23 protein-coding genes and 1 pseudogene are annotated in these 23949 nt (G+C 36.7%); 15 read left to right on the forward strand and 9 right to left on the reverse strand.

The window, feature by feature from the left end:
- Position 1: 1 nt before the first annotated feature.
- The 4 genes from AC3RVF_RS13485 to AC3RVF_RS13500 all read right to left on the reverse strand — a co-directional run bounded on the left by AC3RVF_RS13485 (position 2) and on the right by AC3RVF_RS13500 (position 4970).
- On the reverse strand, positions 2–892 hold the full coding sequence (locus tag AC3RVF_RS13485) for a diacylglycerol/lipid kinase family protein (RefSeq protein WP_489693588.1): 891 nt from the start codon (positions 890–892) through the stop codon (positions 2–4).
- Positions 882–2780 carry an LTA synthase family protein gene (locus AC3RVF_RS13490; protein WP_489693589.1) on the reverse strand — a complete coding sequence of 633 codons (1899 nt, stop codon included), beginning with the start codon at positions 2778–2780 and terminating at the stop codon, positions 882–884. The genes AC3RVF_RS13485 and AC3RVF_RS13490 overlap by 11 nt, the downstream gene beginning before the upstream one ends.
- 191 nt (positions 2781–2971) lie before the next feature.
- A complete protein-coding gene (locus AC3RVF_RS13495; protein WP_489693590.1) occupies positions 2972–4000 on the reverse strand; it encodes a helix-turn-helix domain-containing protein in 1029 nt (342 codons plus the stop codon).
- A 31-nt stretch (positions 4001–4031) separates the two neighbouring features.
- The gene (locus AC3RVF_RS13500) at positions 4032–4970 is read right to left on the reverse strand and encodes an NAD-dependent epimerase/dehydratase family protein (RefSeq protein WP_489691756.1); all 939 of its coding nucleotides are present in this window, start codon (positions 4968–4970) and stop codon (positions 4032–4034) included.
- Between the two features lie 196 nt (positions 4971–5166).
- On the opposite strand from AC3RVF_RS13500, the gene AC3RVF_RS13505 reads away from it, so the two are divergent.
- The 3 genes from AC3RVF_RS13505 to AC3RVF_RS13515 are packed head-to-tail and all read left to right on the forward strand — an operon-like array spanning position 5167 to position 8207.
- Positions 5167–5877: a glycosyltransferase family 2 protein gene (locus AC3RVF_RS13505; protein WP_489691757.1), complete on the forward strand. Its 711-nt coding sequence runs from the start codon at positions 5167–5169 to the stop codon at positions 5875–5877.
- Positions 5874–6539 carry a lipid-A-disaccharide synthase N-terminal domain-containing protein gene (locus AC3RVF_RS13510; RefSeq protein WP_489691758.1) on the forward strand — a complete coding sequence of 222 codons (666 nt, stop codon included), beginning with the start codon at positions 5874–5876 and terminating at the stop codon, positions 6537–6539. The genes AC3RVF_RS13505 and AC3RVF_RS13510 overlap by 4 nt, the downstream gene beginning before the upstream one ends.
- A 42-nt stretch (positions 6540–6581) precedes the next feature.
- On the forward strand, positions 6582–8207 hold the full coding sequence (locus AC3RVF_RS13515; protein WP_489693591.1) for an ArnT family glycosyltransferase: 1626 nt from the start codon (positions 6582–6584) through the stop codon (positions 8205–8207).
- Positions 8208–8239: 32 nt separating this feature from the next.
- On the opposite strand, the gene AC3RVF_RS13520 is transcribed toward AC3RVF_RS13515, so the two are convergent.
- The 3 genes from AC3RVF_RS13520 to AC3RVF_RS13530 all read right to left on the reverse strand — a co-directional run bounded on the left by AC3RVF_RS13520 (position 8240) and on the right by AC3RVF_RS13530 (position 10599).
- Positions 8240–8815 (reverse strand): phosphatase PAP2 family protein, encoded by a 576-nt coding sequence (locus AC3RVF_RS13520; RefSeq protein ID WP_489691760.1) that lies wholly within the window; start codon positions 8813–8815, stop codon positions 8240–8242.
- An 82-nt stretch (positions 8816–8897) separates the two neighbouring features.
- Positions 8898–9128, reverse strand: coding sequence for a hypothetical protein (locus tag AC3RVF_RS13525; RefSeq protein WP_489691761.1), 231 nt, complete (start codon positions 9126–9128; stop codon positions 8898–8900).
- Between the two features lie 91 nt (positions 9129–9219).
- On the reverse strand, positions 9220–10599 hold the full coding sequence (locus AC3RVF_RS13530; protein WP_489693592.1) for an MATE family efflux transporter: 1380 nt from the start codon (positions 10597–10599) through the stop codon (positions 9220–9222).
- 99 nt (positions 10600–10698) lie between these two features.
- Here AC3RVF_RS13530 and AC3RVF_RS13535 point away from each other — a divergent pair, with 99 nt between their 5' ends.
- The 10 genes and pseudogenes from AC3RVF_RS13535 to AC3RVF_RS13580 all read left to right on the forward strand — a co-directional run bounded on the left by AC3RVF_RS13535 (position 10699) and on the right by AC3RVF_RS13580 (position 18921).
- Positions 10699–12537, forward strand: coding sequence for an ABC transporter ATP-binding protein (locus AC3RVF_RS13535; RefSeq protein ID WP_489693593.1), 1839 nt, complete (start codon positions 10699–10701; stop codon positions 12535–12537).
- A 67-nt stretch (positions 12538–12604) separates the two neighbouring features.
- Complete coding sequence (locus AC3RVF_RS13540) at positions 12605–13300, forward strand: hypothetical protein (RefSeq protein WP_489693594.1); 696 nt, start codon at positions 12605–12607, stop codon at positions 13298–13300.
- Positions 13301–13335: 35 nt separating this feature from the next.
- The gene (locus AC3RVF_RS13545; protein ID WP_489693595.1) at positions 13336–13917 is read left to right on the forward strand and encodes a hypothetical protein; all 582 of its coding nucleotides are present in this window, start codon (positions 13336–13338) and stop codon (positions 13915–13917) included.
- Positions 13918–14804: 887 nt separating this feature from the next.
- Entirely contained in the window at positions 14805–15326 is a 522-nt protein-coding gene (locus AC3RVF_RS13550) for a hypothetical protein (RefSeq protein WP_489693596.1), read from the forward strand.
- Positions 15327–15857 (forward strand): hypothetical protein, encoded by a 531-nt coding sequence (locus AC3RVF_RS13555; protein ID WP_489691766.1) that lies wholly within the window; start codon positions 15327–15329, stop codon positions 15855–15857. It abuts the gene before it with no gap.
- A gap of 153 nt (positions 15858–16010) precedes the next feature.
- A pseudogene (locus tag AC3RVF_RS13560) lies at positions 16011–16154 on the forward strand (glycine zipper domain-containing protein); the annotation flags it as partial.
- Positions 16155–16330: 176 nt separating this feature from the next.
- Positions 16331–17068 carry a hypothetical protein gene (locus tag AC3RVF_RS13565; RefSeq protein WP_489691767.1) on the forward strand — a complete coding sequence of 246 codons (738 nt, stop codon included), beginning with the start codon at positions 16331–16333 and terminating at the stop codon, positions 17066–17068.
- Between the two features lie 28 nt (positions 17069–17096).
- A complete protein-coding gene (locus AC3RVF_RS13570) occupies positions 17097–17450 on the forward strand; it encodes a DUF2200 domain-containing protein (protein WP_489693597.1) in 354 nt (117 codons plus the stop codon).
- 83 nt (positions 17451–17533) lie between these two features.
- On the forward strand, positions 17534–17989 hold the full coding sequence (locus tag AC3RVF_RS13575; protein WP_489693598.1) for a DUF1801 domain-containing protein: 456 nt from the start codon (positions 17534–17536) through the stop codon (positions 17987–17989).
- Positions 17990–18180: 191 nt separating this feature from the next.
- Positions 18181–18921, forward strand: coding sequence for an AAA family ATPase (locus tag AC3RVF_RS13580; RefSeq protein ID WP_489693599.1), 741 nt, complete (start codon positions 18181–18183; stop codon positions 18919–18921).
- 17 nt (positions 18922–18938) lie between these two features.
- Here the strand turns inward: AC3RVF_RS13580 and AC3RVF_RS13585 are convergent, their stop codons facing one another.
- Positions 18939–20291, reverse strand: a complete 1353-nt coding sequence (locus tag AC3RVF_RS13585; RefSeq protein WP_489693600.1) for a flavin monoamine oxidase family protein — start codon at positions 20289–20291, stop codon at positions 18939–18941.
- A 301-nt stretch (positions 20292–20592) separates the two neighbouring features.
- Here AC3RVF_RS13585 and rlmF point away from each other — a divergent pair, with 301 nt between their 5' ends.
- Positions 20593–21441 carry a 23S rRNA (adenine(1618)-N(6))-methyltransferase RlmF gene (gene rlmF / locus AC3RVF_RS13590; RefSeq protein ID WP_489691772.1) on the forward strand — a complete coding sequence of 283 codons (849 nt, stop codon included), beginning with the start codon at positions 20593–20595 and terminating at the stop codon, positions 21439–21441.
- Positions 21442–21584: 143 nt separating this feature from the next.
- A complete protein-coding gene (locus AC3RVF_RS13595) occupies positions 21585–22394 on the forward strand; it encodes a DUF1853 family protein (RefSeq protein WP_489693601.1) in 810 nt (269 codons plus the stop codon).
- A 96-nt stretch (positions 22395–22490) separates the two neighbouring features.
- On the opposite strand, the gene AC3RVF_RS13600 is transcribed toward AC3RVF_RS13595, so the two are convergent.
- Entirely contained in the window at positions 22491–23882 is a 1392-nt protein-coding gene (locus tag AC3RVF_RS13600) for a M20/M25/M40 family metallo-hydrolase (RefSeq protein WP_489693602.1), read from the reverse strand.
- Positions 23883–23949: the final 67 nt, after the last annotated feature.

Below are 23949 nucleotides of genomic sequence, written 5' to 3' on the forward strand. Positions count from 1 at the left end.
GCTATTTTTTTACACAAACCTTCAAATTCTTCGGGTGAATTTTAATTTCAAATTTTGATTCTTTAGGAACAAAAAAACCACCATCTTTTTGGGCCTTTAATATTGAATTGTCCAGACTTTTAATCTGTAATGAAGTAACTTGTTTAAATCGCACTTCTTTCAACCAATGATGTTTTTTGAAAAGAAATAGCATTGTAAAAAGAAGAAGTTTAAAATTTGAAAGTTCGGGAACGATTACTAAATCTAACAAACCATCCTGCAATGAAGCTCGCGGTGTTAAACTCATTTTATAACCCATTTCGTTTGAGTTTGAAACGAAAAGTAGAAAGGGTGAAATCAATTCGGTAGTACCGTTGTATTTCAGTTCCACTATATTTTTATAGTGATAATTTTTCAGCGTTCGCAGTGTTGATCGCACATAACTAAAAAGTCTACGGGTGGTCTTTTCTTCAAAATCTGAAATTACGTGGGCATCAAAGCCGATTCCTGTATTACTGAAAAAAGACGCGCCGTTAATTGTGCCCGTATCGATTGTAATTACCTTTTGATTCTTTATAATAGAAAGCGCTTTTTTAATGTTTCGCGGAATTCTTAAATTAGAAGCCAATCCATTTCCCGAACCCATTGGCATAATTGCCAAAATAGCAGCACTATTCACCAAACAAGATGCAACTTCGTTTATCGTTCCATCGCCACCGCAAGCCACAATTATTTCTGCGCCTTCATTAATTGAACTATTTGTTAAAACAGTCGCATGCCCAATAAAGGCGGTTTTTTTTATAACAATTGTGTATTCATTCTTTGGGAAAAATGTCTCAACCAATGCAATTGGAAGTTTGTTGCTCCCTTTTCCCGCTATAGGATTTATTATAAAATGTATGTTAGTTTTCAATTCCCAAAGTGCTTAATTTCAATCCCTCATTTCTGAATAAATAATCTGCGGTTTCATAATTTGAAATAATATCATTCAAAAACTCACTATTATCATTCATTGGTAATAGCTCATTCGATTCCCGATTCCAACGGTAAAAATTTGACACCTTTTGATCGCCTAAAATCATAATGCTTCCATCCTTTTTCAAAAGACCAAGTTTCCTGTAAGTGCCAACAAAAGCTCGCTCTTCTTCAGGTTTCATATTGAAAATATTGGTGCCGAATAGATTGGTTTCATACTTCCAATTAAGCAGTGAAAACAAGGTTGGGAATATGTCTATCTGCGAAGCCATTTTATCTATTTTTTCAGCAGGAACATTGGGAACATTCAGCATTAATCCGGGAATATGATAATTTTTTACATCAAGTTCCTGCCGTCCAGCACTGGATGCACAGTGGTCTGCCATAATTATGATGACCGTGTTTTTATACCAATCTTTTTTCTGGGCTTTCCTTAAAAATTCACCAATTGCATAATCGGTATATTTTACGGCGCCACTTCTTCCCGTACCAGAAGGAATATCTATTTTTCCTTCAGGATATGTGTATGGGCGGTGGTTACTGGTAGTCATTACAAAATCGAAAAATGGCTTTCCGGCGCTGTGAGCCTCATCAGCTACTTTCATTACTTTATCGTAAATATCGCCGTCAGCAATTCCCCAAGCATTTTCGAAGCTTACTTCGTCATCTTCAATATTGGTTCGAGTAGTTGTTATGCTGGCATCCAGTAAAAAACCACGGCCACGATCCACAATATTAAAACCATTGCCTCCAAAATAACTATTCATATTATCGAAATATCCGTCGCCGCCATAAAAGAAATTTCGCTCGTATCCCTTTTGTTTAAAAACTTCGCCAATGGTAAAAAGTTGCTGGTTATTTTCGCGCTTTACTATACTGCGACCGGGTGTTGGCGGAATGGAAAGTGTTATAGCTTCCATACCCCGAACGGTGCGAGTTCCAGTTGCAAAAAGATTTGTAAAAAACAAACTACGGTTCGCCAAAGAATCCAGTGTTGGCGTTATATTTTCCGTATTGCCAAAAGATCCTAAAAAATTAGCACTCAAGCTTTCCACACAAATAAAAATTACGTTTGGCCTTTGTTCCGGCAATGAATCCTTATTCGAAATAGTTCTGTAAATCAAATCCTTTTCGGGAAATAACAGGCTATCGCCGCGTTTTTCTAATTCATTTTTCACTTCAGAAAAAGCCTCGTTTACGGGAAGGGTTTTGTAAAAATCTGTAAAGGAGAGTTCGTTATTTTGAAAAGCTGCAAAAAAGGAGTAGATACCCGTCTTCGCAATTTCGTTATTATAACGATTTTTAAACTGCTCCGCATCTTTGTTTTTCACTAGTAAAACGAAGATTACAACCGTACTAAAAACAAGCAGGGTTGGAAATATCTTTTCCTTAAAAGTACTTTCACTTTTAAATGTTTTCTGAAAAATGCCTTTTCGCTTCGTAATAAAAAGTAGCGCCGCAGTAAAGAGCAAAATCCCACTAATCAGTAAAGGGATTGGGTACGATTCGTTTATGTTTTTAACTACTTCATAGGTGTAAATTAGATAATCTACCGCGATAAAGTTGAATCGGTTTTTGAATTCTTCCCAAAAAGTAATTTCAGCAAAAAAGGAAAATAAAAAGATAACTATCCCAAGTGAATAGCCAAACCACGTCGCGATCCTATCAAAAAAAGATCCGTACCAACGTGTTGGTATTAACAGCAAATACAGTGCATACGGAAGTGCAAAAAACGAAACCGTCCCTACATCAAATAATAGGCCTACAATAAAAGTATTTGCTAGTTTAAAAAACGAAGTATCTACTTCTTGAAAGACCCAAAGCACAAAAATAATTCGAACTAGAGTCGATAAAATGATAAATGTTTTTACGAAATAAAAAAGCAGTTTAAACCGCTGTGGGAAAAGTTTAGACACGAAAATTGAATTAGAGTACGAAGTTAGACTCTAATCGGATAATACAATGTTTACAATGCTTTGTTGATGTCCTGTATGCTTATTGTGGACATATTAGGAAACTATTTTAAGAGTTTTCGATACTCTGTAGGCGTAACGCCTTTATGCTTTTTAAAAGTTGCATAAAAACTAGATTTTGAACTAAAACCAACTTCATTAGCAATTCCCAATAATGAGTAGTTAGAATATTTGGCATCATTTTGTTTTTCTAAAAAAGCTTCAATTCGATACCCATTTACAAAATCTTGAAAGTTAGTATTCATATGGGTATTCAGAATTTCTGAAATATATTGTTTGGGAATTTTCAGTTTTTGTGCTAACAAAGTCAACGAGAGTTTATTATCCATAAAACCTTCTTCTTCCTCCATAAAAGCAATAATTTTCTTTGAATAATCTTCAATTAAATTCTCTTTGAGACCAGAGGTTTGGTATTTTTTTATTTCAGAAAAAGGAACAATCTCTGATGGAGCCACAACCAGTTTCCAAGCCATAAAGTAAAAGAGAAATGCAATTACAATAAGCGTTGAAGCACTGTTTTCTGGGTCGCTAAAGTAAGGTATCTGCCCAATGGCAAACCACCCTAAAATTTCATTCACCAACGCCAAACTCATAATAATTGCTAATGGAAGAATAAAAAAGGCCATCCATTTTTTTCTATCCGACTTTATGATAATCCGAGTGGTAAAAAGCAGATAACATAAAAAGCTTAATTCTACCAGTAGTTCCAAAATTTCAATAAAAATTACATCTTCTGCTACATAATATTTTTCATAAAATTCAATGATAAAATATAGCAGGTTTGGCAGAAAATAAACAAAATGTTTAAGTTTAAAGGTTTCACTTCGAGAAACAAAATACATTACAAACAGTAAGAGAAAGGTTATAAATAAAGAGGAATCAAAGAAAAACCAATCTAAATTCTCTACAAAGAAACCATTATCATCATCGCCAATAACGTAAAATAAAATAGAAGCAATACTCCCTATAAACAACCAAAATGTAGGCTTTTGATATTTTTCCCTGTTGGCCAAAAGTGCCACAATTAGAAAAACTCCTTGCAAAATGGTTATGATTTGGAGTATTTTAAGCATTACAAGGTTTTAAAAAAAATGAAGTCTGAAGTTAAAAATTATTTTTAAACCATTCCGTCTGCGCTAGCAAACCCTCTTTTAAAGAAGTCTGCGGATTGTAATTCAACAATTTTCTTGCTTTGTCAATATTTGCTTTGGTTCGCGACTGATCGCCAGCGCGGGGGGGATACTTTTCAGTGTCTATTTTCGTATTGAGTATTTCTTCGACTGTTGCAATTCCGTGTGCGGTGGTACTTTCAGTTTCGGTACCGAGATTGAAAATTTCGCCATTGCAAATCTTTTCTTTTCCAAAAACACTTACAATTCCGTCCACAATATCCTGCACATACGTAAAACTGCGCAAGTGTTTTTCACTGCCTTCAAAGAGTGGAAATTTCTTATTATTTAAACCACAATCTATTAAACGAGTATAAAGTTTATCGGGTCTTTCGCGTGGGCCGTAAACCGAGAAAAGCCTAAACGAAGTTGTTTCCAGCTTATTTTCTCTGCTTTTTGCCAGAACCAATTGCTCTGCTGCAAGTTTGGTAACACCATACCACGATGCAGGTTTAGGCGCAACGGTTTCTGGAAAAGTTGCTTCCAATCCATAAATTGATGAAGTGGCAATATTTACAAAAAAGGGGTTTTTCGGAAGCTTCTCAGCAAACTCCAACAGTCGTTGTGTTGCCAAAATATTATTACTGAAATAATCCTGAAACGTGGAAGCATCTGAAATACCTGGGTGCGCAGCAAAGTGGAAAATATAATCCAAATCCGTTGGAAGGTTTGCTTTTAGATCGTCCGTTCTTAAATCAAGATTTAGAATTTCAACACCTTTTGCTGTAAGTGCTTCAGCATTCAATTTCTTTAAAGAAAGATCGTAATAAGGCGAAAAATTATCTACCCCAACCACGTCGTGCCCCATTGATTTCATCCTCTCCGCAGTATGCGATCCTATAAATCCGGCAGCTCCGGTAACCAATATTTTCATTCTTTCATTTTTTGAATCAAGACTGAAGGGAATCAAGAACCAAAAACGGCAACAGATTTAAATTCGAAATCCGTCCTGTTTCGCTTTGGTATTGTATCCTACTCCAATTTCAACTGCAAAATAACATCTTTTTTAACGTTCTGCTGTATTCTACAAAAAAGAAATACTTTTGCACAAAGCTTTTCAAAAAAACTAAATGTACGAGTTTACCATAATTGTACCCGTTTACAACGAAGAAGAAAACCTACAGCGGGTAGAAAAAGAATTATTAGCCTACACCAAAATTGCCACAAAGAAAACTTCAATTCTTTTTGTAAACGATGGTTCTAAAGACAATAGCCAAACGTTGATTGAGGATATTTGCAAACGCAATGAAGATTTTCAATATATTTCTTTCAAAGAAAACCGAGGGTTAAGCGCCGCGATTAAAGCGGGTTTTGACCATGTTGAAAGTCCGTTGGTTGGTTATATAGATAGCGATTTGCAAACCGCGCCCGAAGATTTTAATTTATTGCTGCAACACATTGGCGATTATGATTTGGTTACTGGCGTTCGTGCAAATAGGAAAGACAAATTCGTAAAAAATATGTCGTCCACAATTGCAAATGGCATCCGTCGCGCATTTACCCACGACGGAATGGACGATACTGGCTGCCCATTAAAAGTAATTAGAACCGAAAATGCCAAGCGAATCCCTATGTTTAAAGGCTTGCACCGTTTTTTACCGGCAATGATTTTATTGCAAAATGGTAAAATTGTTCAGATACCCGTGCAGCATTTTCCGCGAATGGCGGGCACAGCAAAATTCGGACTATGGAACAGATTACTTGGTCCTTTAATGGACTGCTTCGCTTACCTTTGGATGAAGAAAAAATACATCAATTACGAGATTAAGAGCAAAGGATGAGCAATTGGATTGTGTACAGCATTGGTTTTTTAGCGCAAATCCTCTTTAGCGGAAGGCTTTTTGTGCAATGGATTCTTTCCGAAAAAAACAAACGTGTTATTACGCCGTCAACATTTTGGAAACTGAGTTTAATCGCTTCCTTTTTACTTTTCGTTTATGGACATTTACGCGACGATTTCGCCATTATGCTCGGGCAAGCGCTGACGTATTATATCTACATTCGAAATTTACAATTGCAGGGCGAATGGCAAAAATCGCCAAAATGGTTACAGATTTTTCTATACGTATTCCCTGTGTTTGTAGTGCTTTACGCATACAATAACGGCGAATACGATATCGATAAGCTTTTTAATAACGACGACATTCCATTCTGGTTATTACTTTTGGGCATCGTTTCGCAAGTAATTTTTACGTTGCGTTTTGTATATCAATGGATCGTTTCCGAAAAAACAAAAACCTCGCAATTGCCGCTCGGCTTTTGGCGAATGAGCGTTTTGGGCGCTTCCCTAATTTTAACCTACGGAATTTTTAGACAAGATCCCGTGTTATTGGTTGGTCACGCCGCCGGACTTATTATTTACGTCAGAAATATTTTCATTTGGAAAAAACAAGTGCGTTATGAAATGCCCATTAAAGATTATGAACCAACCGAAAATGAATAACTTGGGCATTCCATCTTCCTATTTATCAAATATTTAATACAGATGAAAATTGAAAAAAACTATTTATTGCTTTTATTACTCACCTGCGCAGCTATTTTTTTTGTGAATTTAGACGCACTGCCAGTAAATATTATGGAAGCGCGCAACTTTATTACAGCCCGCGAAATGCTAAACGATGGCAACTGGCTGCTTACCACAATTAACGGCGAACCGCGCTATCAAAAACCGCCACTTCCCACATGGTTAACGGCATTTTCCGCAGCTATTTTTAGTCTCAAAACAATTTGGGCATTGCGACTTCCGGCGGCTATTATGACTTTGATTTTGGTTTTGTTCTCTTTCAAATTCGCACAAAAACTTACTTCTGAAAAATTATATGCTTTTATCAGCTCGCTAATAATGGCTACTTCTTTTTACATCGTGGCTTCTGCACGCGATGGACAGTGGGATATTTATACGCACGGTTTTATGGTGGGTTGCATCTATCTGCTTTATTTATTTTTCACGGAAGAAACCCACAAATACCGAAACGCGATTTTAGCAGCACTTTTCTTTGGCTGCTCGTTTTTAAGCAAGGGGCCGGTTTCATTTTATGGTCTGCTCCTGCCCTTTTTAATTGCCTTCGGAATTGTTTACAAGTACAAAAACTTCAAAGCGCGCTGGTTGCCGCTGCTGGCATTTTTGGCAGTCGCTTTTGTAGTTTCAGGCTGGTGGCATTGGTACACGCTTAATTTTGATCCTGCGGCAGTAGAGATCACCAAAAAAGAAACAACCAATTGGATTAGCTACGAAACAAAACCATTTTATTATTACTGGAGCTTTTTCACCCAAAGCGGCGTTTGGACCATCCCAGCGTTTATCGCATTGTTGTACCCATATTTAAAAAACAAGGTTTTCAATAAAAAAGCGTATCGCTTCACCTTTCTTTGGACGATGATTTCCGTGATTTTGCTTTCCTTAATTCCTGAGAAAAAATCGCGCTACTTATTACCAGTTTTAATTCCGATGGCACTGAATACGGGGTTTTATATTGAATATCTCTTCCGAAGATTTAAAGAGTTGAAAGATAAACGTGAAACTATTCCAGTCTATTTCAACTTTGGGCTGATAGCCTTAATTGGCATTGCATTTCCAATAGGAGGATACATATTTTTGAAGGACGGCCTTGCAGGAAACTGGCTTTGGTTTGTACTGTTATCCATCGCGTTATTTATAATTGCAATATTTATTGTTCGAAATCTTTTCCGAAGAAAAATAGCAACTGTATTTTATTTAACCATTGCTTTTATTGTAAGCGTTATTTGGTTCGGACTTCCGTTAAGTAAAGCTATCACTATCAATCCTGACTATAAACCATTTTCAGAATTACATTCTTTTGAAGAAAAAGAGAATCTAAAAGTTTATGAATTTTCAGGAATGACTCCCGAACTTATTTGGGATTATGGCCAAAAGATGCAAATGCTAAATATAGATGGAGAATTTATAACGCCCACCGAAAACCGATTTGGTGTGTTGGTTTCTGAAGAAAGTTTAGACCATTTCGCGCAAACCTATCCAGATTTTAAAAGAGAACACATAGCGCGTTACGATATGAATCCGAAGGGTCCGGACAGCCGAACGCATAAAACAAGATTGTACAGAGAGTTGTTTATTGTTACGAAGGAGTAACTTTCCCAAACCTGACAGGTTTTTGAGAACAGTTAAGCTTTTTGAGTTTTAAACTTCTTCTGCCCCCATCGTTGAAGCAGATAAAATAACCAGCCTGTTAATCCGCCAAAAGCCATTCCGCTAATTACATCTAGCGGGTAGTGGACGCCTAAATAGATTCGGCTGTAGCCAGTAATTACTGCCCAAACCAGCAATAAAAACGGTAAGTATTTATACCATTTCTGAAGACTCAATCCAAGAAAAACAGCAGCAGCCATAGAGCTTGCCGCATGTGCTGAAAAATATCCATACCTACCACAACCATCTGCCACAAAGCGCATAAGTGGTTGTAATTCTTCAACTTTGCAAGGTCTTGGACGCATAATTCCGTATTTAAAAAGACTTGCTATTTGGTCTGTAGCCGTAATCATTAATGCAACGGAAACCATAATAACCAAAGTTCCTTTTATACCGTAATGTCTATAAACTAAATAAAGCATAAAGGCATACAACGGAATAGACGACCACTTTTCGGTTACAAATAGCCAGAATCCGTCCCAAGATGTATTTCCTAAACCATTTAAAAATAGAAAAAATTCGGTATCGTATTTTAAAAGTTCGTCGAGCATTATTCTGTAATTCTATAAATTCAGTGCAGTTTTCACTACGAAAGCACGAATGTTTTAATTTAATAATTCGTGGTTATATAAATTAATCCTCGTCGTAAAGTGCAATCTCACGATCGTAAAAATCGTTGGCACCCTGAATTAATCCTTCGGCTTCTGCTTCTAATTCCTTTTGGTCTTCTTTATCAAAATCTTCCAACCATTCCACTTCATCGTCTTCAAGATTAATTATGAAACGAGGAAATTCAGTATGTATTACGAAAATCGCAGTGGGATATTCGCTATTGTCGCCTAATAAATATTTTGGGAAATCCATTGTTTGAGGTAGTTTAGTATTATTTGTAAACGTTAATTGGTGCTTCGCCTCCGCTCAGCAACCTTTTTTATTATAAAATTTCATGCACTCATCATCCAGCACCCTGCCTAATCAATTTCTTGGAAAGATAATTAAATCTGATGAATAACATAATTCCACTGGCCGTTAGTCCTGCGAACAATCCAATCCAGATTCCCATACTTTCTAATGAAGTATGCATACTTAAGTAATATGAAACAGGAAAACCGATAATCCAATAGGCTATAAACGTAAGCACAGTTGGTATTTTTACATCTTGCATTCCGCGTAATGCGCCAAGCGCAACCACTTGCAAAGCATCAGTAAATTGGAAGATAGCTGCAATAATCAATAATTGTGACGCTAAGATTACAACTTCGTTGTTATCTGCAAATAGTGCTAAATTGTCGTAATCGAGGAATATTTTCGGTAAAGAGTCTTTAAATATTATAAATCCGGCTACAAATACTAACGATAAAAGCCCCGTAAGTAAAACGATTGAAATTGCAACACGACGCAAAGCTAGAAAGTTTTTCAATCCTTTTTGATTGCCCACCCGTATCATAGCTGCCACGCTAAAACCCATCGCAACCATAAAAGTCATTGAAGATAGATTCAGTGCAATCTGGTTTGCGGCTTGTTCATTTTTTCCCAGAATTCCAGAAAGCCAAACTGCCGAAGTGAAAATTCCCACTTCAAAAAACATTTGCATAGCAGAAGGAAATCCGAGGTTCAACAACTTTTTCAGCATTGCTTTGCTGAGTGTGAAAATTTTAATTTCGGTAACAAAATAGCGCGACTTTTCTTTTCGGCTTAACAAATACCAAAGATAACCTACCATTACAACTCGCGAAACCAGCGTTCCAATTGCTGCGCCAACTACACCCATTTCTGGTGCGCCGAACTTTCCAAAGATGAACATATAATTCAGCAATACGTTTACCAAATTGGCTATAATAGTTGCATACATCGGGAAGCGCGTCATAGACATACCGTCGCTAAACTGCTTAAAACCTTGAAAAATTATTAACGGAATTAAAGATGCCGCAACCAGCGTTAAATATGGCATCGCCAAATCTACCACTTCTGGGGGTTGGCTCATTACGTACATTAATGGTTTGGCAAACATTACCATTGCAAAAAGCACCAAGCCAAGCATAATGCACAAAAACAGCCCGTGCTTAAAAGAAGATTTTCCTTTTTCGCGATCGCCCTCACCGTCGGCTTCGGCAACTAAAGGTGTGATTGCCGTAGAAAATCCAATCCCAATACTCATCGCCACAAACATAAAACTGTTTCCTAAGGAAACGGCGGCAAGCTCGGCACTACCAAGTTGCCCAACCATAATATTATCGACCAACGCCACCACTTGATGACCCAGCATACCTAAAATTACAGGGGTCGCCAACTTGATGTTGAATTTAAATTCTTTAGTGTAATCTGAAAACGCCAATGTCTAAAATTTTTGCGCAAAGATAGTTGTTGTGATTTTTAGAATAGCTTTGTATTTCAATAATTCTGAATTTTGAATTCTGAATTAAGAATTAAAAAAATGGCAAGACCTCAACCAAAATCCATTACCGAAAAAGAAAAGAAAACCAGCGTCAAGGATTCTTTTAAGGCCCTAAAAACCATTCCACGGTTTTTTAAGGAAATATTTCGCAGCAGTCCGAGGTTGTTTTTCGCAAACACATTTAGCCGGCTAATAAACGCTTTCACCCCCGTGGTTATCCTTTGGGTGGGGAAACTGATTATTGACGAAATAATCCTGCAAGTTTCCCTCGAAGACAAAGATTTTACGCTGCTTTGGAATTTAGTAATCATCGAATTCTGCGTGGCGGTGCTTTCAGATTTGTTGGGGAGATTGATAAACCTTACCGACGGACTTTTGGGCGATTTATACTCCAATATGTCTTCCGAAAAAATAATTCGCAAAACTGCTGAGCTCACCATTTCGCAACTGGAAGACCCAGAGTTTTACGACAAACTGGAACGCGCCCGAACCCAAACCAACAGCCGCGTAGATTTAATGACCAATGCGCTGGGGCAGGCCGAAAGCCTGATTTCAATGATTTCACTTATTGCGGGATTGGTTTATTTTGAACCTATTTTAATACTGATTTTAATCCTCAGTATTATTCCATCGTTTATAAATGAAGCGAAATTTAGCAGCACCCGTTATTCGTTAGCACGCAGTTGGACGGCGGAACGTCGCGAATTAGATTACCTGCGCTTCATTGGTGCCAACAATCAAACTGCAAAAGAAATTAAGCTTTTCGGCTTAACCGATTTTATCGCGGAACGGTTTAAAAATCTATCAAACGACTATTACCTCATCAATAAAAAGCTGTCGCTTAAGCAAAGTCTGTACGGTTCTATGTTTAACGTTTTGGGGGTGGTTAGCTATTACGGCGCCTACGTTTATATAATTATGCGCGTGTTGGTGGGCGCTATTAGTATTGGGGAACTCACCTTTCTTTCAGGCTCGTTTAACAGGCTGCGAAACAATCTGCAGGGCTTCTTTTCGCGCTTTACCCGTATTGCCGAAAGTGCGCTTTACTTGCAGGATTATTTCGACTTTATAGATTTAACCATCGAGCAGACTGCAGAAGCAAAAACCCCAATGCCCAAAACCATCACCCAAGGATTCACAGTAAATAATCTACACTTTGCCTACCCAGGTAGTAAAACCGATGTTTTAAAAGGCGTAACATTCTCAATGAAAGCTGGTGAAAAAATGGCTTTCGTGGGCCAAAATGGCGCAGGAAAAACCACGCTTATAAAACTCTTCCTCCGTTTTTACGAACCCACACAAGGCGAAATACTTTTGGACGGCATCAACATAAATAAGTTTGATGTGGATGCGTACCGAAAACGTTTTGGGGTAATTTTTCAGGACTTTTTTAAATATGAATTTACGCTGCGCGAAAATATAGCCGTGGGTAATATTTCGGAAATAGATAACGATGAAGTAATAGGCTACGCTGCCAGTAAAAGTCTCGCCGAACAAGTAGTGACCGAAATGGCCGATGGCCTTGAGCAACGCCTAGGAAGACGTTTTTATAAAGGCCAGGAACTAAGTGGCGGACAATGGCAAAAAGTGGCTCTCGCCCGCGCCTATATGAAAGACGCAAATGTTATGGTGCTAGACGAACCCACCAGCGCACTGGACGCCCAAGCAGAGTACGATGTTTTTGAACGCTTTATTGCCCTCACCAAAGGCAAGACCAGCATTATTATTAGCCACCGCTTTAGCACCGTGCGCATGGCAGACCGTATTTTGGTATTGCAAAACGGACAAGTATTAGAGCTTGGCACCCACGAAGAGTTAATGGCGCACCCAAAATTGTACTCAGAGTTGTTTAAGTTGCAGGCGGCGGGGTATCAGTAATGATCACGATCTTAAGTAAACTATTGTTTTGTTATATTTGATTGTAGTATTAAAACAACCTTAACCTATGTCTGAATTAATTAAATATTTGTCACCGGTTGCAGTACTTGGTTTGATTTGGGCAGTAATCCAGTTTTATCAAAAAAGGACAGATGAAAGAAGAGATTTTAAACGAAAGGAGAAGCTAGTTGTTTATAGTGAAATTCATTCAATACTAAGAGATATTGAATTCGAAATGGTTCGATTTATATCGAGTACTAAGATTCCTATGTTTCAGGTAGAGGAGGAAATAAAATCAGTTCATAAATTTATTGAAAGCATGAATCAAAGTAATGCTATACAAAGAAAGGAAATAGATAGATTAAAAAACATAGAAAAATTTAGTAAAGAAGAAATAGATAAGTTAGAAAGCGATTTACAAATTAATAAAGAAAACATTGATAAAATAATTTTAAAACTAGATCAAGTAACTAATAAAAATGTAGAAGAAATAAATCCCCTTTTCCAAAATTTGATTTCTTTACTTGGAACCAAAATGGAAAAAATAAATAGTATTTCAATTATTACTATTCCCAAGCAGGCAATTCTAGAAGTAAGTATTCTTGATTTTACAACAGAGATAAACTCCATAATAGAAACATATGGCACAAAAAAGCATATGGATAAAAATGGTATTCCAAATTTGGTCTTTATGGATCATATTAAAAAACTATTTGAAATATCTAGCTCAATCAAATTACTAATAGATAGTGACCTAAATTAATAATTACAAATGGTGCGTAATTAAATTGCCGAATCATGGAAACTCTGAAAATATATTCTCTTGTAGATGAAGTTTATGCTCAATGTATTGCATCTCTTAAAGGCTTTAAGCTTGTCGAAGACCAATTAAAAGATACTGAAGAAATTCAACATAAGACTTTATGGATAAACCTACAAACTGCTCTCGTTCATGCCACAATTGTATCAAATTATATTTTTTCAAAAAAACCAAATGCAGAGTTTAGGAATAAATTCCTTCAAGAAACGCTCCAACCATCCGATGAATCACCCTTATACAATAAAAATGCTAGAAATTATTTAATTCATATTGATGAAAAATTTGACCATTGGCTAAACGATGATAATATGTACAATGGGATGTTAGAATTAGTTTTACCAAATAGAAGTGCATTTAATTATTTATATGATGCTAAAAAGTTCGTCAGGAGAATCATATTAAGAGAAGAATTAATATTTATTTATCAAGTGAACGCTGAAAATAGAGAATTGGAAATTAGACCAATGAAGGAAGAGATTGAACGGATTCGAATGAACGCAGAAAAATATTTATTGGATTTAGAAACTGAGGACAACGACTTTCATGTCATTAGACCTTAAATAAAATTTCCCTGGCGCGCTTTTGCAAAGTGTGCCCACTATATAATTAATAATCCGTGGAAAAAAGAAACTATTTTAAAAGTTACCATCACAGTTCCAATTACCCCCGCTGCCGCGCGATTGCATCGCGTGTGCCCGCAACAGTAAGAAAATAATGATACTACTAAACGCCACTCCTAACGGTCCATTTATAGAACCAAGATTTTTAAATGTTATAGATGTACCATTTATCCTGCTGGCAATGGTTTTTCTTATTATAATGTATTTTAAGGTTAAAAAAGCAAAGCAGAAGACTCCCGCTAGCGCGAGCGTCCCGCTCGTGTCCACCAACATGTGAAATATGAAACTTATTAATTCAATAATATCATTCTTATTTGGTATTTGGGTATTATTTGCAATACTCACGGTTATCTTAATGGTTAAAGATAAATCCGAATACTTAGATTGGAATTCTGTAGATTCTTATGCTATTCTTTTTACTTTTCTTTTCTTGGTATTTTATTCGCTAATAAACGTACTGGTTCCTTTTCAGAAAAAAGAAATGAAGAAACGAAATAGAATTCTGATGATGACTTTGCATAGTTTATTTTTGCTAACAATTTTAATATTATCATTGAACCAATACGAGCATATGAACGCGATTAACATTGCCATTAATATTTTAATGATAATTTCAATCCTTTATTTAATTACATACCACATTAGTAAATTAAAGGTATCCCGCTAGCACTAGCTTCCCGCTCGCACCCCTGGCGCGCTTTTGTAAAGCGAGTCTAGTTAAATGGAGCATTTGCAATGCGACCTTTTCAAAACAATCTAGGGTGTTTATCCACATTTTTAGGTACAATTCAGATGAACGACAATTCATTTCTAAAAAAATCAAATACTTGAAAAATTCAATCATACTTCTTTTTTTACTAATTAGCTACCTTCAAGTTGATGCACAGCCATCATTTGATACACGGATTGCACTAATTCTTCGTGATGAAAACAATGAAAAAATAAATCTAGAACAATTTAAGACAGAATATAAATTTGCAGATGTGTATGGAAGAACCATTCCAAATGAAGACCTAAAACATTACTTTGATTATGATGAAGAAACGAATTATTTTATTTTAAATATTACAACCATAGGACCACGATTTTCATTTGCTTTATATCACAATAATAGTAGTATGATTATATACCTACCATTTAATAATGAAGACAATTACTACGCTGTAGATTTTAAGTTTAGAACAGGAAAGTTTTTATTCGACTTTGATATAAAAGATAGAGAAAAGATATACTTAAATAGTAATATGCCACATTATATTATCGAAAAAATTAACTGGAGAAAGCAAACAAAAAAATTCATAAAGAGTACTTATTCAGACGATACAACTTATAATAAAATTCAAGATTAAATGAAGAAAGTTAACATAGTCCTGACATTTATTATTCTAATGTTTGGAAATATTTCTTTTGCTCAAGACGGTGTTTTTAAATCCAAGAAAATCGAAATTAGTTTTACAAAAATCAATCAAAACGATAGTCTGATTAGTTTAGAATTATATCAAAATGGCATTTTCGCAACTAATGAATCAGGAATAATGGGATATCGTTCTAATACCAACTATGATAGCTTGCTAAATATATATACTTTACAATATTCTTACACAGGAATTGGTGGCGGTAGCGATAACCGATTAGGATGCCCTCTATTATTTACAAAACTTAACTTTATTACTGAGGACAATAAAGAATATTTTCAATTAATCCCTATTGTACTAGAAATTTGTGGCACTTCTCAATCAAATGATATAAAAGTATTAGATATTGATTTGAATGGTTTGATAGAACAAACTGATAAAATGATATTAGTCAGTGAAAATAATACCTATCAAGTTGTAGCTAAAAAAGAACTAAAGATGGGTAAATTAGTAAAAGTTGAGTGAGACAATTTATTAAATAATAAAAGCACCTAACACTATGTAAAATGTATTAATGCGCATTGTACATTAAACGTTGTGCTTAATTCCCCTGTCGCACGTTAGCAACATATATCTAAAACAATTATAACATTATAAAAAACGAAAAAAAAAACAGCTTTAGGAGCAGCAATAGGTGTTGCCATTGGAAGTGTAATAGGTGTTCTAACGCATAATGTTGGGTTGTGGATCGCAGTAGGAATAGCTATTGGCGCCGGAATTGGTATATCCATGGGCCAGAATAAAAAAAATAAGAAAGAATGATATTACCAGTTAGCGCGAGCCTCTCCCGCTCATGCCCAATAATATAAAGCTGTAAAAGTAACCCTACACTATCAAAAGCATTATAGGAGTTAATCTAAATTATTAACTCATTGTGAGGCAATTGCACTTCAATTAAAAAATATTCCTATCTTTAATTGTACCAACCTGAATTAGTTATGCCCAATGTAAAAACTACACGGCTGCACAAAAAAAGAACTCCTTCTTTTTTCTTTATTATGGCTATATTGGCTTTGCTGGTAGCGCTCATAGGTTTTTCAAAGACATTTTTTTATCCGGTATATGAAGGTAGTTTTTCAGCACCTTGGCCAGTGCATTTACATGGGGCATTCGCTTTTTTATGGATTATTCTCTTTGTAGTGCAAACGGCATTAATACACAATCGGAAATATTACATCCATCAAATTTTGGGAATGGTGGGGCTTTTGGTTGCCGCAGGAGTATCTATAACCATGATACCCGTAGGCCTTTTTGCGGTAGAAAAAGAATTGGCGCTTGGGTTTGGTATTACCGCATATTCAGGTTTTGTGGGAGTACTAAGTTCTGGACTTTTATTTTTTAGCTTGGTAGTTGCGGGTATTTATTACAGAAAAAAATCTGCAGTACACAAACGGCTAATGCTATTGGCCACCATCGTTGTGCTTTGGCCAGCGTGGTTTCGGTTTCGTCACTTCTTCCCCAGCATTCCGCATCCCGAAATTTGGTTCGCCATCGTGCTTGCTTATAGCCTAATTATTGTTGCATGGATATGGGACAAACTAAAGAATGGTAAAATACACCCTACCCTAAAATATGTGGGACTATTTATTATTGTTGAACAATCTTTCGAGCTTATTGCTTTCGATAGTGCGCCATGGCGCGTCGTTGCCCTTTGGGTAAAGAATATCTTTATGTAAATTAGCCCTCCAACTTCAATAGCACATAATGAAAAACGAAAGAGTCTATAAAATGTCCTTCGCCAGTGTTTACCCGCACTACATTACCAAGGCAGAAAAAAAAGGAAAAACCAAAGAAGAAGTAGACATTATTATTTGCTGGCTAACGGGTTTTGACCAAAACGGTTTGCAACAGCAAATAGATACCAAAACTAGCTTCGAAACATTCTTTGCCGAAGCCCCACAATTAAACCCAAATGTTTCAAAAATTACGGGCATAATCTGCGGCTACCGCGTAGAAGATATTGAAGAACCACTGATGCAAAAAATCCGTTATATGGATAAACTAATAGACGAGCTGGCAAGAGGCAAAAAGATGGAAACGATTTTAAGAAAGGAATAAGTGTTGAATCCATAAATAGTACTCTTTCAAAAACTCGTAACTTATACGTTAAACATTGAATTTTAAACTTTGAATATTAAATAATGCAATCAAAAGCCACCACTCCCAACCAATACATATCTGAGCTTCCCGAAGATCGAAAGGAAGTTATACAAAAACTACGCGAAACAGTAAAAAACAATCTCCCAAAAGGTTTTGAAGAAACCATGCAATACGGAATGATAAGTTATGTGGTGCCGCACAGCATTTACCCGGACGGCTATCATTGCAAACCCACCGATGCGCTGCCGTTTATGAGCATTGCTTCGCAGAAAAACCACATCGGTTTTTACCATTCTGGTATTTATACAGATCCTGAACTTATGGCGTGGTTTGTTGCTGAATACCCCAAACACGCAAAGGGAAAACTAGATATGGGCAAAAGCTGTGTTCGCTTTAAAAAACCAAAAAATATTCCTTTTGAATTGTTGGGAGATCTCTCCACAAAGTTTTCCGTAGATGAATGGATTGCGAAATATGAAAGTGTTTTAAAAAGGTAAATAGCGGTTTTCAGTTCAGTAAATTTAAAATTTCTCCCGAAACATCTGTCCGTTCGAGCGCAGTCGAGAACTATCGGTTGCGCGAAACCAGACATTAATGTTGATAATAACAAATAGATTTTCTTCCCCAAAAAACCTATCAATCATAATAAAAGCTTCGCTATTTTTGCAATCTTAAACTCAGATGCAAAATGGCTCTATCAGATTTTATAATCATTTCTAAAGAAGCGACTATTGGCTTGGATGAAATCCATTTAAGCGAGGCGAATAAAAATGTTTTAAATCAATTGCTGAAAGAGTTTAAACACCTCGAAGTTTTAAACCAATACAAGCTTCCGGTCGATAATAAAATATTTCTTTTTGGCCACACGGGTTGTGGCAAAACAACCACTGCCAAAGCCATTGCGCAGGCGTTAAACAAAAAGATTATCATCTTAAATCTGGGGAATATAGTTTCCTCCCGTTTGGGCGAAACCGCGAGAAATATTACCGAAGTCTTTAAAAAAGCCGCTCGAGAAAATGCGGTATTGCTTTTAGACGAATTTGATTCTATCGGCAAACTTCGCGATCACGACGATACAGATTCCAGCGAAATGAAACGATTAGTAAACACGGTAATTCAGTTAATTGACGAGCTGCCAAGCAACGTTTTATTAATTGCAGCAACCAATCATCCCAGCGTTATTGATACCGCGCTATTGCGAAGATTTCAGTTGAAATTAAAATTCGAGCTACCAAATCAAGACCAATTAGACATTTATTACGATTCGCTTTTGGAGCAATTCCCAGAAGAATTCAGCAACGTGGAACGTGTTTATAACATTTCGTATGCCGAAGCAAAAGACATCACTTTTCGAGCGGTAAAAAATGCAATTATTGCAAACGAGGAAGCAAAAACAAAGGCAATGCTTCAAGAAAAATTGCTCCAATAATTTAGAATGGTAATTTCTTAAATCATTTCGGCAGCTTCTTCCCCCGTATTAATTGCGCCTTCCATAAATCCTTGCCAATCTGCCACATGTTCTCCAGCAAAGTGTGTATTCAAAAAAGGTTGCTGTAAAATTGGCCGCACCCTAAACCATTGGTCTTTTCCATACATTGCATAAGATCCTTTTGAATAATGGTCTGTGCCCCAATAATAATTTACCTGCTTTTCTAATTTACTAGCCACATTTCCAAAATGCGGACTTAAAGTATCAGCAACCATTTTAGCATTCCAAGCATCGTTTTGGTTTGAAATTATGGCAGCTTTATCGCCTATACTGTATGAAATAAGCACGCCTTTATTAGATTTTTGGTTTTTTGTTGCGTGATAAAAGTAGTGCGGATTTTGATCGGTAACCATATCAAAACTTTCGTCTTTCCAAAACCGTTCGTTAAAAAGCATGGCGTGTTTATTAATGCGCGCGTATTGCAGTTCGTTAATAACACCCACTTTTTCAGTGGGAAGGCCAGGTTGCCAGTCTATTTTGTTCATCGCGAAGGTTGGGATGGTACAGATAATTTTATCGGCTTCAAATACAGTTCCGTTGTCGCAATACACTTTTACTTTATCGTCCTGAACAATCCTACTAACGGTGTGTTTCAGCAGAATTTTTTCCTTTCCTATTTTTTCTGAAAGGCGCTCTGCCAGCATACCATTACCACCTTTTATTTTAAGGTCCATTTCATTCTTTTCGCTGCTTTCGGCATATTCCGCCAAAGCCGCGAAGGAAGAAACCTGCCGAATGCTTTCGCCAAAATCTGTACTGTCCATCAATTCACGAATATCCAAATCGCGGCCATCGCAACCGTTTTGAACTAGATAGCGCCACCAATCCATTTTGTCCATAATTAGTTTTTCTTTTTCTGAAATATTGCCGTAGTCTTCCAGCATTTTGGTCATAGTGTTGTTCCATTTTTCGCTGTAGTCCCACTTTCCCGCTGGCGAATATTCACCTTTGTAAATTAAGTGAGTATCGAACTGATTATTCTGAAGTTCTAAATTTAGCTCGCCGCAAAGTTCATGTATTCGGGTATGCGAGTTGCCCACCCATTCGCCACCAAGTTCTACCACCAAATCCTTATCTATTTGATGGGAAAATACACGTCCACCAATGCGTGGGCGGCTTTCCAAAATTGTGCAGTTTATATTTCGTTGTTTCAGCTTATAGGCTGCCGCAAGGCCAGCGAAACCAGCGCCAATAATAATTACTGATTTTGCTTTGGGAGTAAAAATGTTGCCAAAAGAAGGAGTTGGCAAAAAAATGGTACCGGCAGTAGCCACAGATACCTGCTGGATAAATTTTCTACGGGTCGTCATAATGGTTGGTTGTTGAAGATTAATTATATATTTTGAAAATAAAATGCATTCCAAAAAGTATTTTCCCAGCCGTAAAATCTATATCACATACTTTGTTTTTAAATCGTCTATCGCCAAAACCAGTTTCGTTTTAAAAACAAAAGGCAATCAGCTCATTATTAACTCCTAAGATAGTTTCTTTTACTATATGTTCAACATTTTTTTATTTCTGAAAATTTAAGTGCGAAATCTAAGCTTCCCCAACCTTGCGGAAATAGGCCAATAATATTGTAGTACCTTTACTTTTCTAAAAAAACAAGCTGTGCATCCCAAAAATCCCTTTAATAAAGACTATAATTTTGAAACGCTTATAGCAACGTACCCGCCTTTAAAAGAATTCGTTTTTGAAAATGAATTTGGCAACAACTCCATAAAATTTGCCGATCACCAGGCGGTAAAGGCGTTGAATACGGCTTTGCTAAAAGAACACTATGGCATTTCAGAATGGCACATCGCCGAGAATAATCTTTGTCCGCCCATTCCCGGTAGGCTAGATTATCTTTTACATGTTGCAGATTTGCTTCCCAAAGAGGATATTCATTTGTTGGATATTGGCACGGGCGCCAACTTAATTTATCCCATTCTTGCCACACGTCACTTTCAATGGAAGGCTACTGCCAGTGAAGTAAATCTAGATTCACTGGGCATTGCGCAGGAAATCATAAGTAAAAATGAGAGTTTAAAAAATATTGATTTGCGGCACCAACAGTTCAAAACCCAAATTTTGGAAAACATCATCCTGCCCACAGATAATTTTGATGTGGTAGTTTGTAATCCGCCTTTTTTTAAAAACCGAACCGAGGCCGAACAGAGCAACCAACGCAAGTTTAAAAACCTGGAGCTTAACCAAGAAAACACCAAGAATTTTGGTGGCCTCAGCAACGAGTTGTGGTACAAAGGAGGCGAGGAAGCGTTTATTAAAAAGATGGCCGAAGAAAGCATACAGTTTAAAGAGCAGGTTCATTGGTTTACATCTATCGTTTCGCAAAAAGAGAACTTGAAAAATATTAAACGAGCAATCAATAAAACCAAGCCAACTGAAGTGAAAATAGTTGAAATGGAACAAGGCAATAAGCAAAGTAGATTTATAGCTTGGAAGTTTAGAGCTTAACTTTTAAAGCGCTTTGTGCAACTCTGTTTACTCCGTGAACCTCTGCGAAACAACTATTACACAAAACCTCACAGAGAACCGCTGAGAAGCACGGAGAAATAAATTACACGGCAACCCAATATAACTAAAGTATTTTTCATCTTTTGAAATCACAAGATTTAGACATCCTAAATTCATTTATAAATGCTCCCGAATTAAAAATATCGTCGGAAAAATATCCCTTTGAAAACTTTGACTTTTTAGATGAAAAGCTAAGTGAAGTTGACTTCAATTATCCAAATAATTTGGTAGTCGGAATGCAAGCCGAAGCCTGTTTTGAGGCATATATAAAGGGTTCTAAAAACTATAAACTTCTCACCGCTAATCTTCAAATAAATGGTGAAAAAGAAACTCTAGGCGAGTTGGATTTCATTGTTAAGAATCTGAATAACGCAACGATTATTCATATAGAATTGGCGTGTAAATTTTATTTGTACGATGAAACTATTGGTGCTACCGAAGAAGAAAAATGGATTGGTCCAAACCGAAAAGACAGTCTTTTTGATAAATTGGAAAAGGTAAAGTTGAAACAATTTCCGTTACTTCAAAAAGTTGAAACAATTCAAAAGTTAGAAGAACTCGAAATTGAAATTCCAACGGTTCAGCAATTGTGTTTAAAGGCTTTTTTATTTCTTCCAAAAAAAATGAATCGCAGTGCTTTCGCAAATAATCACGCGGCTTGCATCGTTGGGCATTGGATAAAACAAATCGATTTCGCCGAAGAAGATCAAACTGCTCTGTACGCAATTCCCACTAAAAAAGAATGGCTTTTACCGACGGAAACTATTGAAACTTGGCTTTCCTTTTCCGAAGTAGAAAAAGAGATTGAGACACAAATTCAAAATGAAAGATCGCCATTAATCTATAAAAAAACGCCCCATAAAATGGAACGTATTTTTGTTGTTTGGTGGTAATGGCATTTTTTCAATTCTGAATTCTGAATTCAGAATTAATTATAAAAAGATGCTTCAAAAACTGCCACTGAACACTGATCACTGAATACTGAACACTTATTTAACCCCGTAAGTATCCATTAAATACATTAAGCTAGCCATAGTTGCTGCTCCAAGTTCTAACTCGCGTTTGTTTACTTGGTCGAAAGTATCGTTTGCTGTGTGGTGAATATCAAAATAACGTTGTGAATCTGGTTGCAGCCCAGCGAGAACATTAATGTTTCCGGTCATTGGGCGAATATCTGCACCGCTATGTCCCTCCGCAAATAAATGAATAAAATAAGGTGAAAAAAGTGATGACCAAGACCGGATTTGAGCCAAGTTGGCAGCATCAGTTTCTAGCGAAAAACCTCTTGGAGTATAGCCACCGCTATCGCTTTCTAAAGCAAAAACGTGCTTTTCACCTTTTCGTTTCGCTTCTTCGGCATATTTTAAACCGCCGCGTAAACCATTTTCTTCATTCATAAACAAAACCACGCGAATGGTGTGTTTTGGTTTATAATTTATTTTTTTGAATAATCGCAGTACTTCCATACTTTGCACTACTCCTGCCCCATCGTCCTGCGCGCCATCGCCAACATCCCAACTATCTAAATGTCCGCCAACCACCATATATTTATTAGGATAGGTGCTACCAGTAATTTCACCAATTACATTAAATGACGGCACATCGTCCCAAGTTTTACAATTTTGCTTAAAATAAAACTGCAGTTGTGGTACAAGTTTCAACAGCCCGCTAAGATAATCTGCATCTTTAGTACTAATTGCTGCTGCCGGAATTTTATTTGCTTCCGTAGTGTCGCCATAGCTCATTGCGCCCGTATGTGGTGTATAGTCACTTTTTAATGATAATGAACGCACCAAAACGCCTATTGCACCATACTTAGCCGCTTGCGCTGCTCCTGCATAACGTTGGTCTGCTGCGCCGCCATAAGCGTGACCTGTATGAATTAAATCTGGCTGCATTGGGCGGTTGAAGAAAACTATTTTACCTGCAATTTTTTCCTTTCCTAAAGTTGCCAGCTCTTCAAAATTCTGAACTTCCACAACTTCCGCTTTAATGCCTAAGTTAGGAGTGGGAACAGAACCCCCAAGTGCTAAAATATTTGTTACCGTTTTTTCGCCAGAGGGCGATTCTATGTAGGCGTATTCTTTAAAACCACGAGTCCATTTTGGAACCATTACGGGCTGTAGCCAAACTTTGTCGAAACCAAGTTCTTTTAATTCTGCTTCCGTATATTTTACAGCTTTTTCAGCTTCAAAGGAACCTGAAAGTCTGCCACCTATTTCGTTAGAAAGATGATCCAGCCAATCATACGCTTTTCCGTCGGTTAACGCTGCATTATAAAGTTTTTTCATCATTAAAGAATCTTGAACCGCATTCTGCGAAATGCTTGCTGATGAAAGAAATAAAAAGAAAAGTAATGTAGAGATTGGGAAGATTTTCATGGATAGAATTTTAAAAGAATTTGTTCTCGACTGCGTTCGAACAGAGAGAAATATGTGTTAAAACGAA

This window comes from Aequorivita sp. IT1183, assembly GCF_058068265.1.

Coding starts and splice junctions, on each gene's coding strand:
- AC3RVF_RS13495 (WP_489693590.1), bottom strand. CDS start 4,000: ATGCTTAAAATACTCCAAATCATAACCATTTTGCAAGGAGTTTTTCTA.
- AC3RVF_RS13500 (WP_489691756.1), bottom strand. CDS start 4,970: ATGAAAATATTGGTTACCGGAGCTGCCGGATTTATAGGATCGCATACT.
- AC3RVF_RS13505 (WP_489691757.1), top strand. CDS start 5,167: ATGTACGAGTTTACCATAATTGTACCCGTTTACAACGAAGAAGAAAAC.
- AC3RVF_RS13510 (WP_489691758.1), top strand. CDS start 5,874: ATGAGCAATTGGATTGTGTACAGCATTGGTTTTTTAGCGCAAATCCTC.
- AC3RVF_RS13515 (WP_489693591.1), top strand. CDS start 6,582: ATGAAAATTGAAAAAAACTATTTATTGCTTTTATTACTCACCTGCGCA.
- AC3RVF_RS13520 (WP_489691760.1), bottom strand. CDS start 8,815: ATGCTCGACGAACTTTTAAAATACGATACCGAATTTTTTCTATTTTTA.
- AC3RVF_RS13525 (WP_489691761.1), bottom strand. CDS start 9,128: ATGGATTTCCCAAAATATTTATTAGGCGACAATAGCGAATATCCCACT.
- AC3RVF_RS13535 (WP_489693593.1), top strand. CDS start 10,699: ATGGCAAGACCTCAACCAAAATCCATTACCGAAAAAGAAAAGAAAACC.
- AC3RVF_RS13540 (WP_489693594.1), top strand. CDS start 12,605: ATGTCTGAATTAATTAAATATTTGTCACCGGTTGCAGTACTTGGTTTG.
- AC3RVF_RS13545 (WP_489693595.1), top strand. CDS start 13,336: ATGGAAACTCTGAAAATATATTCTCTTGTAGATGAAGTTTATGCTCAA.
- AC3RVF_RS13555 (WP_489691766.1), top strand. CDS start 15,327: ATGAAGAAAGTTAACATAGTCCTGACATTTATTATTCTAATGTTTGGA.
- AC3RVF_RS13565 (WP_489691767.1), top strand. CDS start 16,331: ATGCCCAATGTAAAAACTACACGGCTGCACAAAAAAAGAACTCCTTCT.
- AC3RVF_RS13570 (WP_489693597.1), top strand. CDS start 17,097: ATGAAAAACGAAAGAGTCTATAAAATGTCCTTCGCCAGTGTTTACCCG.
- AC3RVF_RS13575 (WP_489693598.1), top strand. CDS start 17,534: ATGCAATCAAAAGCCACCACTCCCAACCAATACATATCTGAGCTTCCC.
- AC3RVF_RS13580 (WP_489693599.1), top strand. CDS start 18,181: ATGGCTCTATCAGATTTTATAATCATTTCTAAAGAAGCGACTATTGGC.
- AC3RVF_RS13585 (WP_489693600.1), bottom strand. CDS start 20,291: ATGACGACCCGTAGAAAATTTATCCAGCAGGTATCTGTGGCTACTGCC.
- AC3RVF_RS13600 (WP_489693602.1), bottom strand. CDS start 23,882: ATGAAAATCTTCCCAATCTCTACATTACTTTTCTTTTTATTTCTTTCA.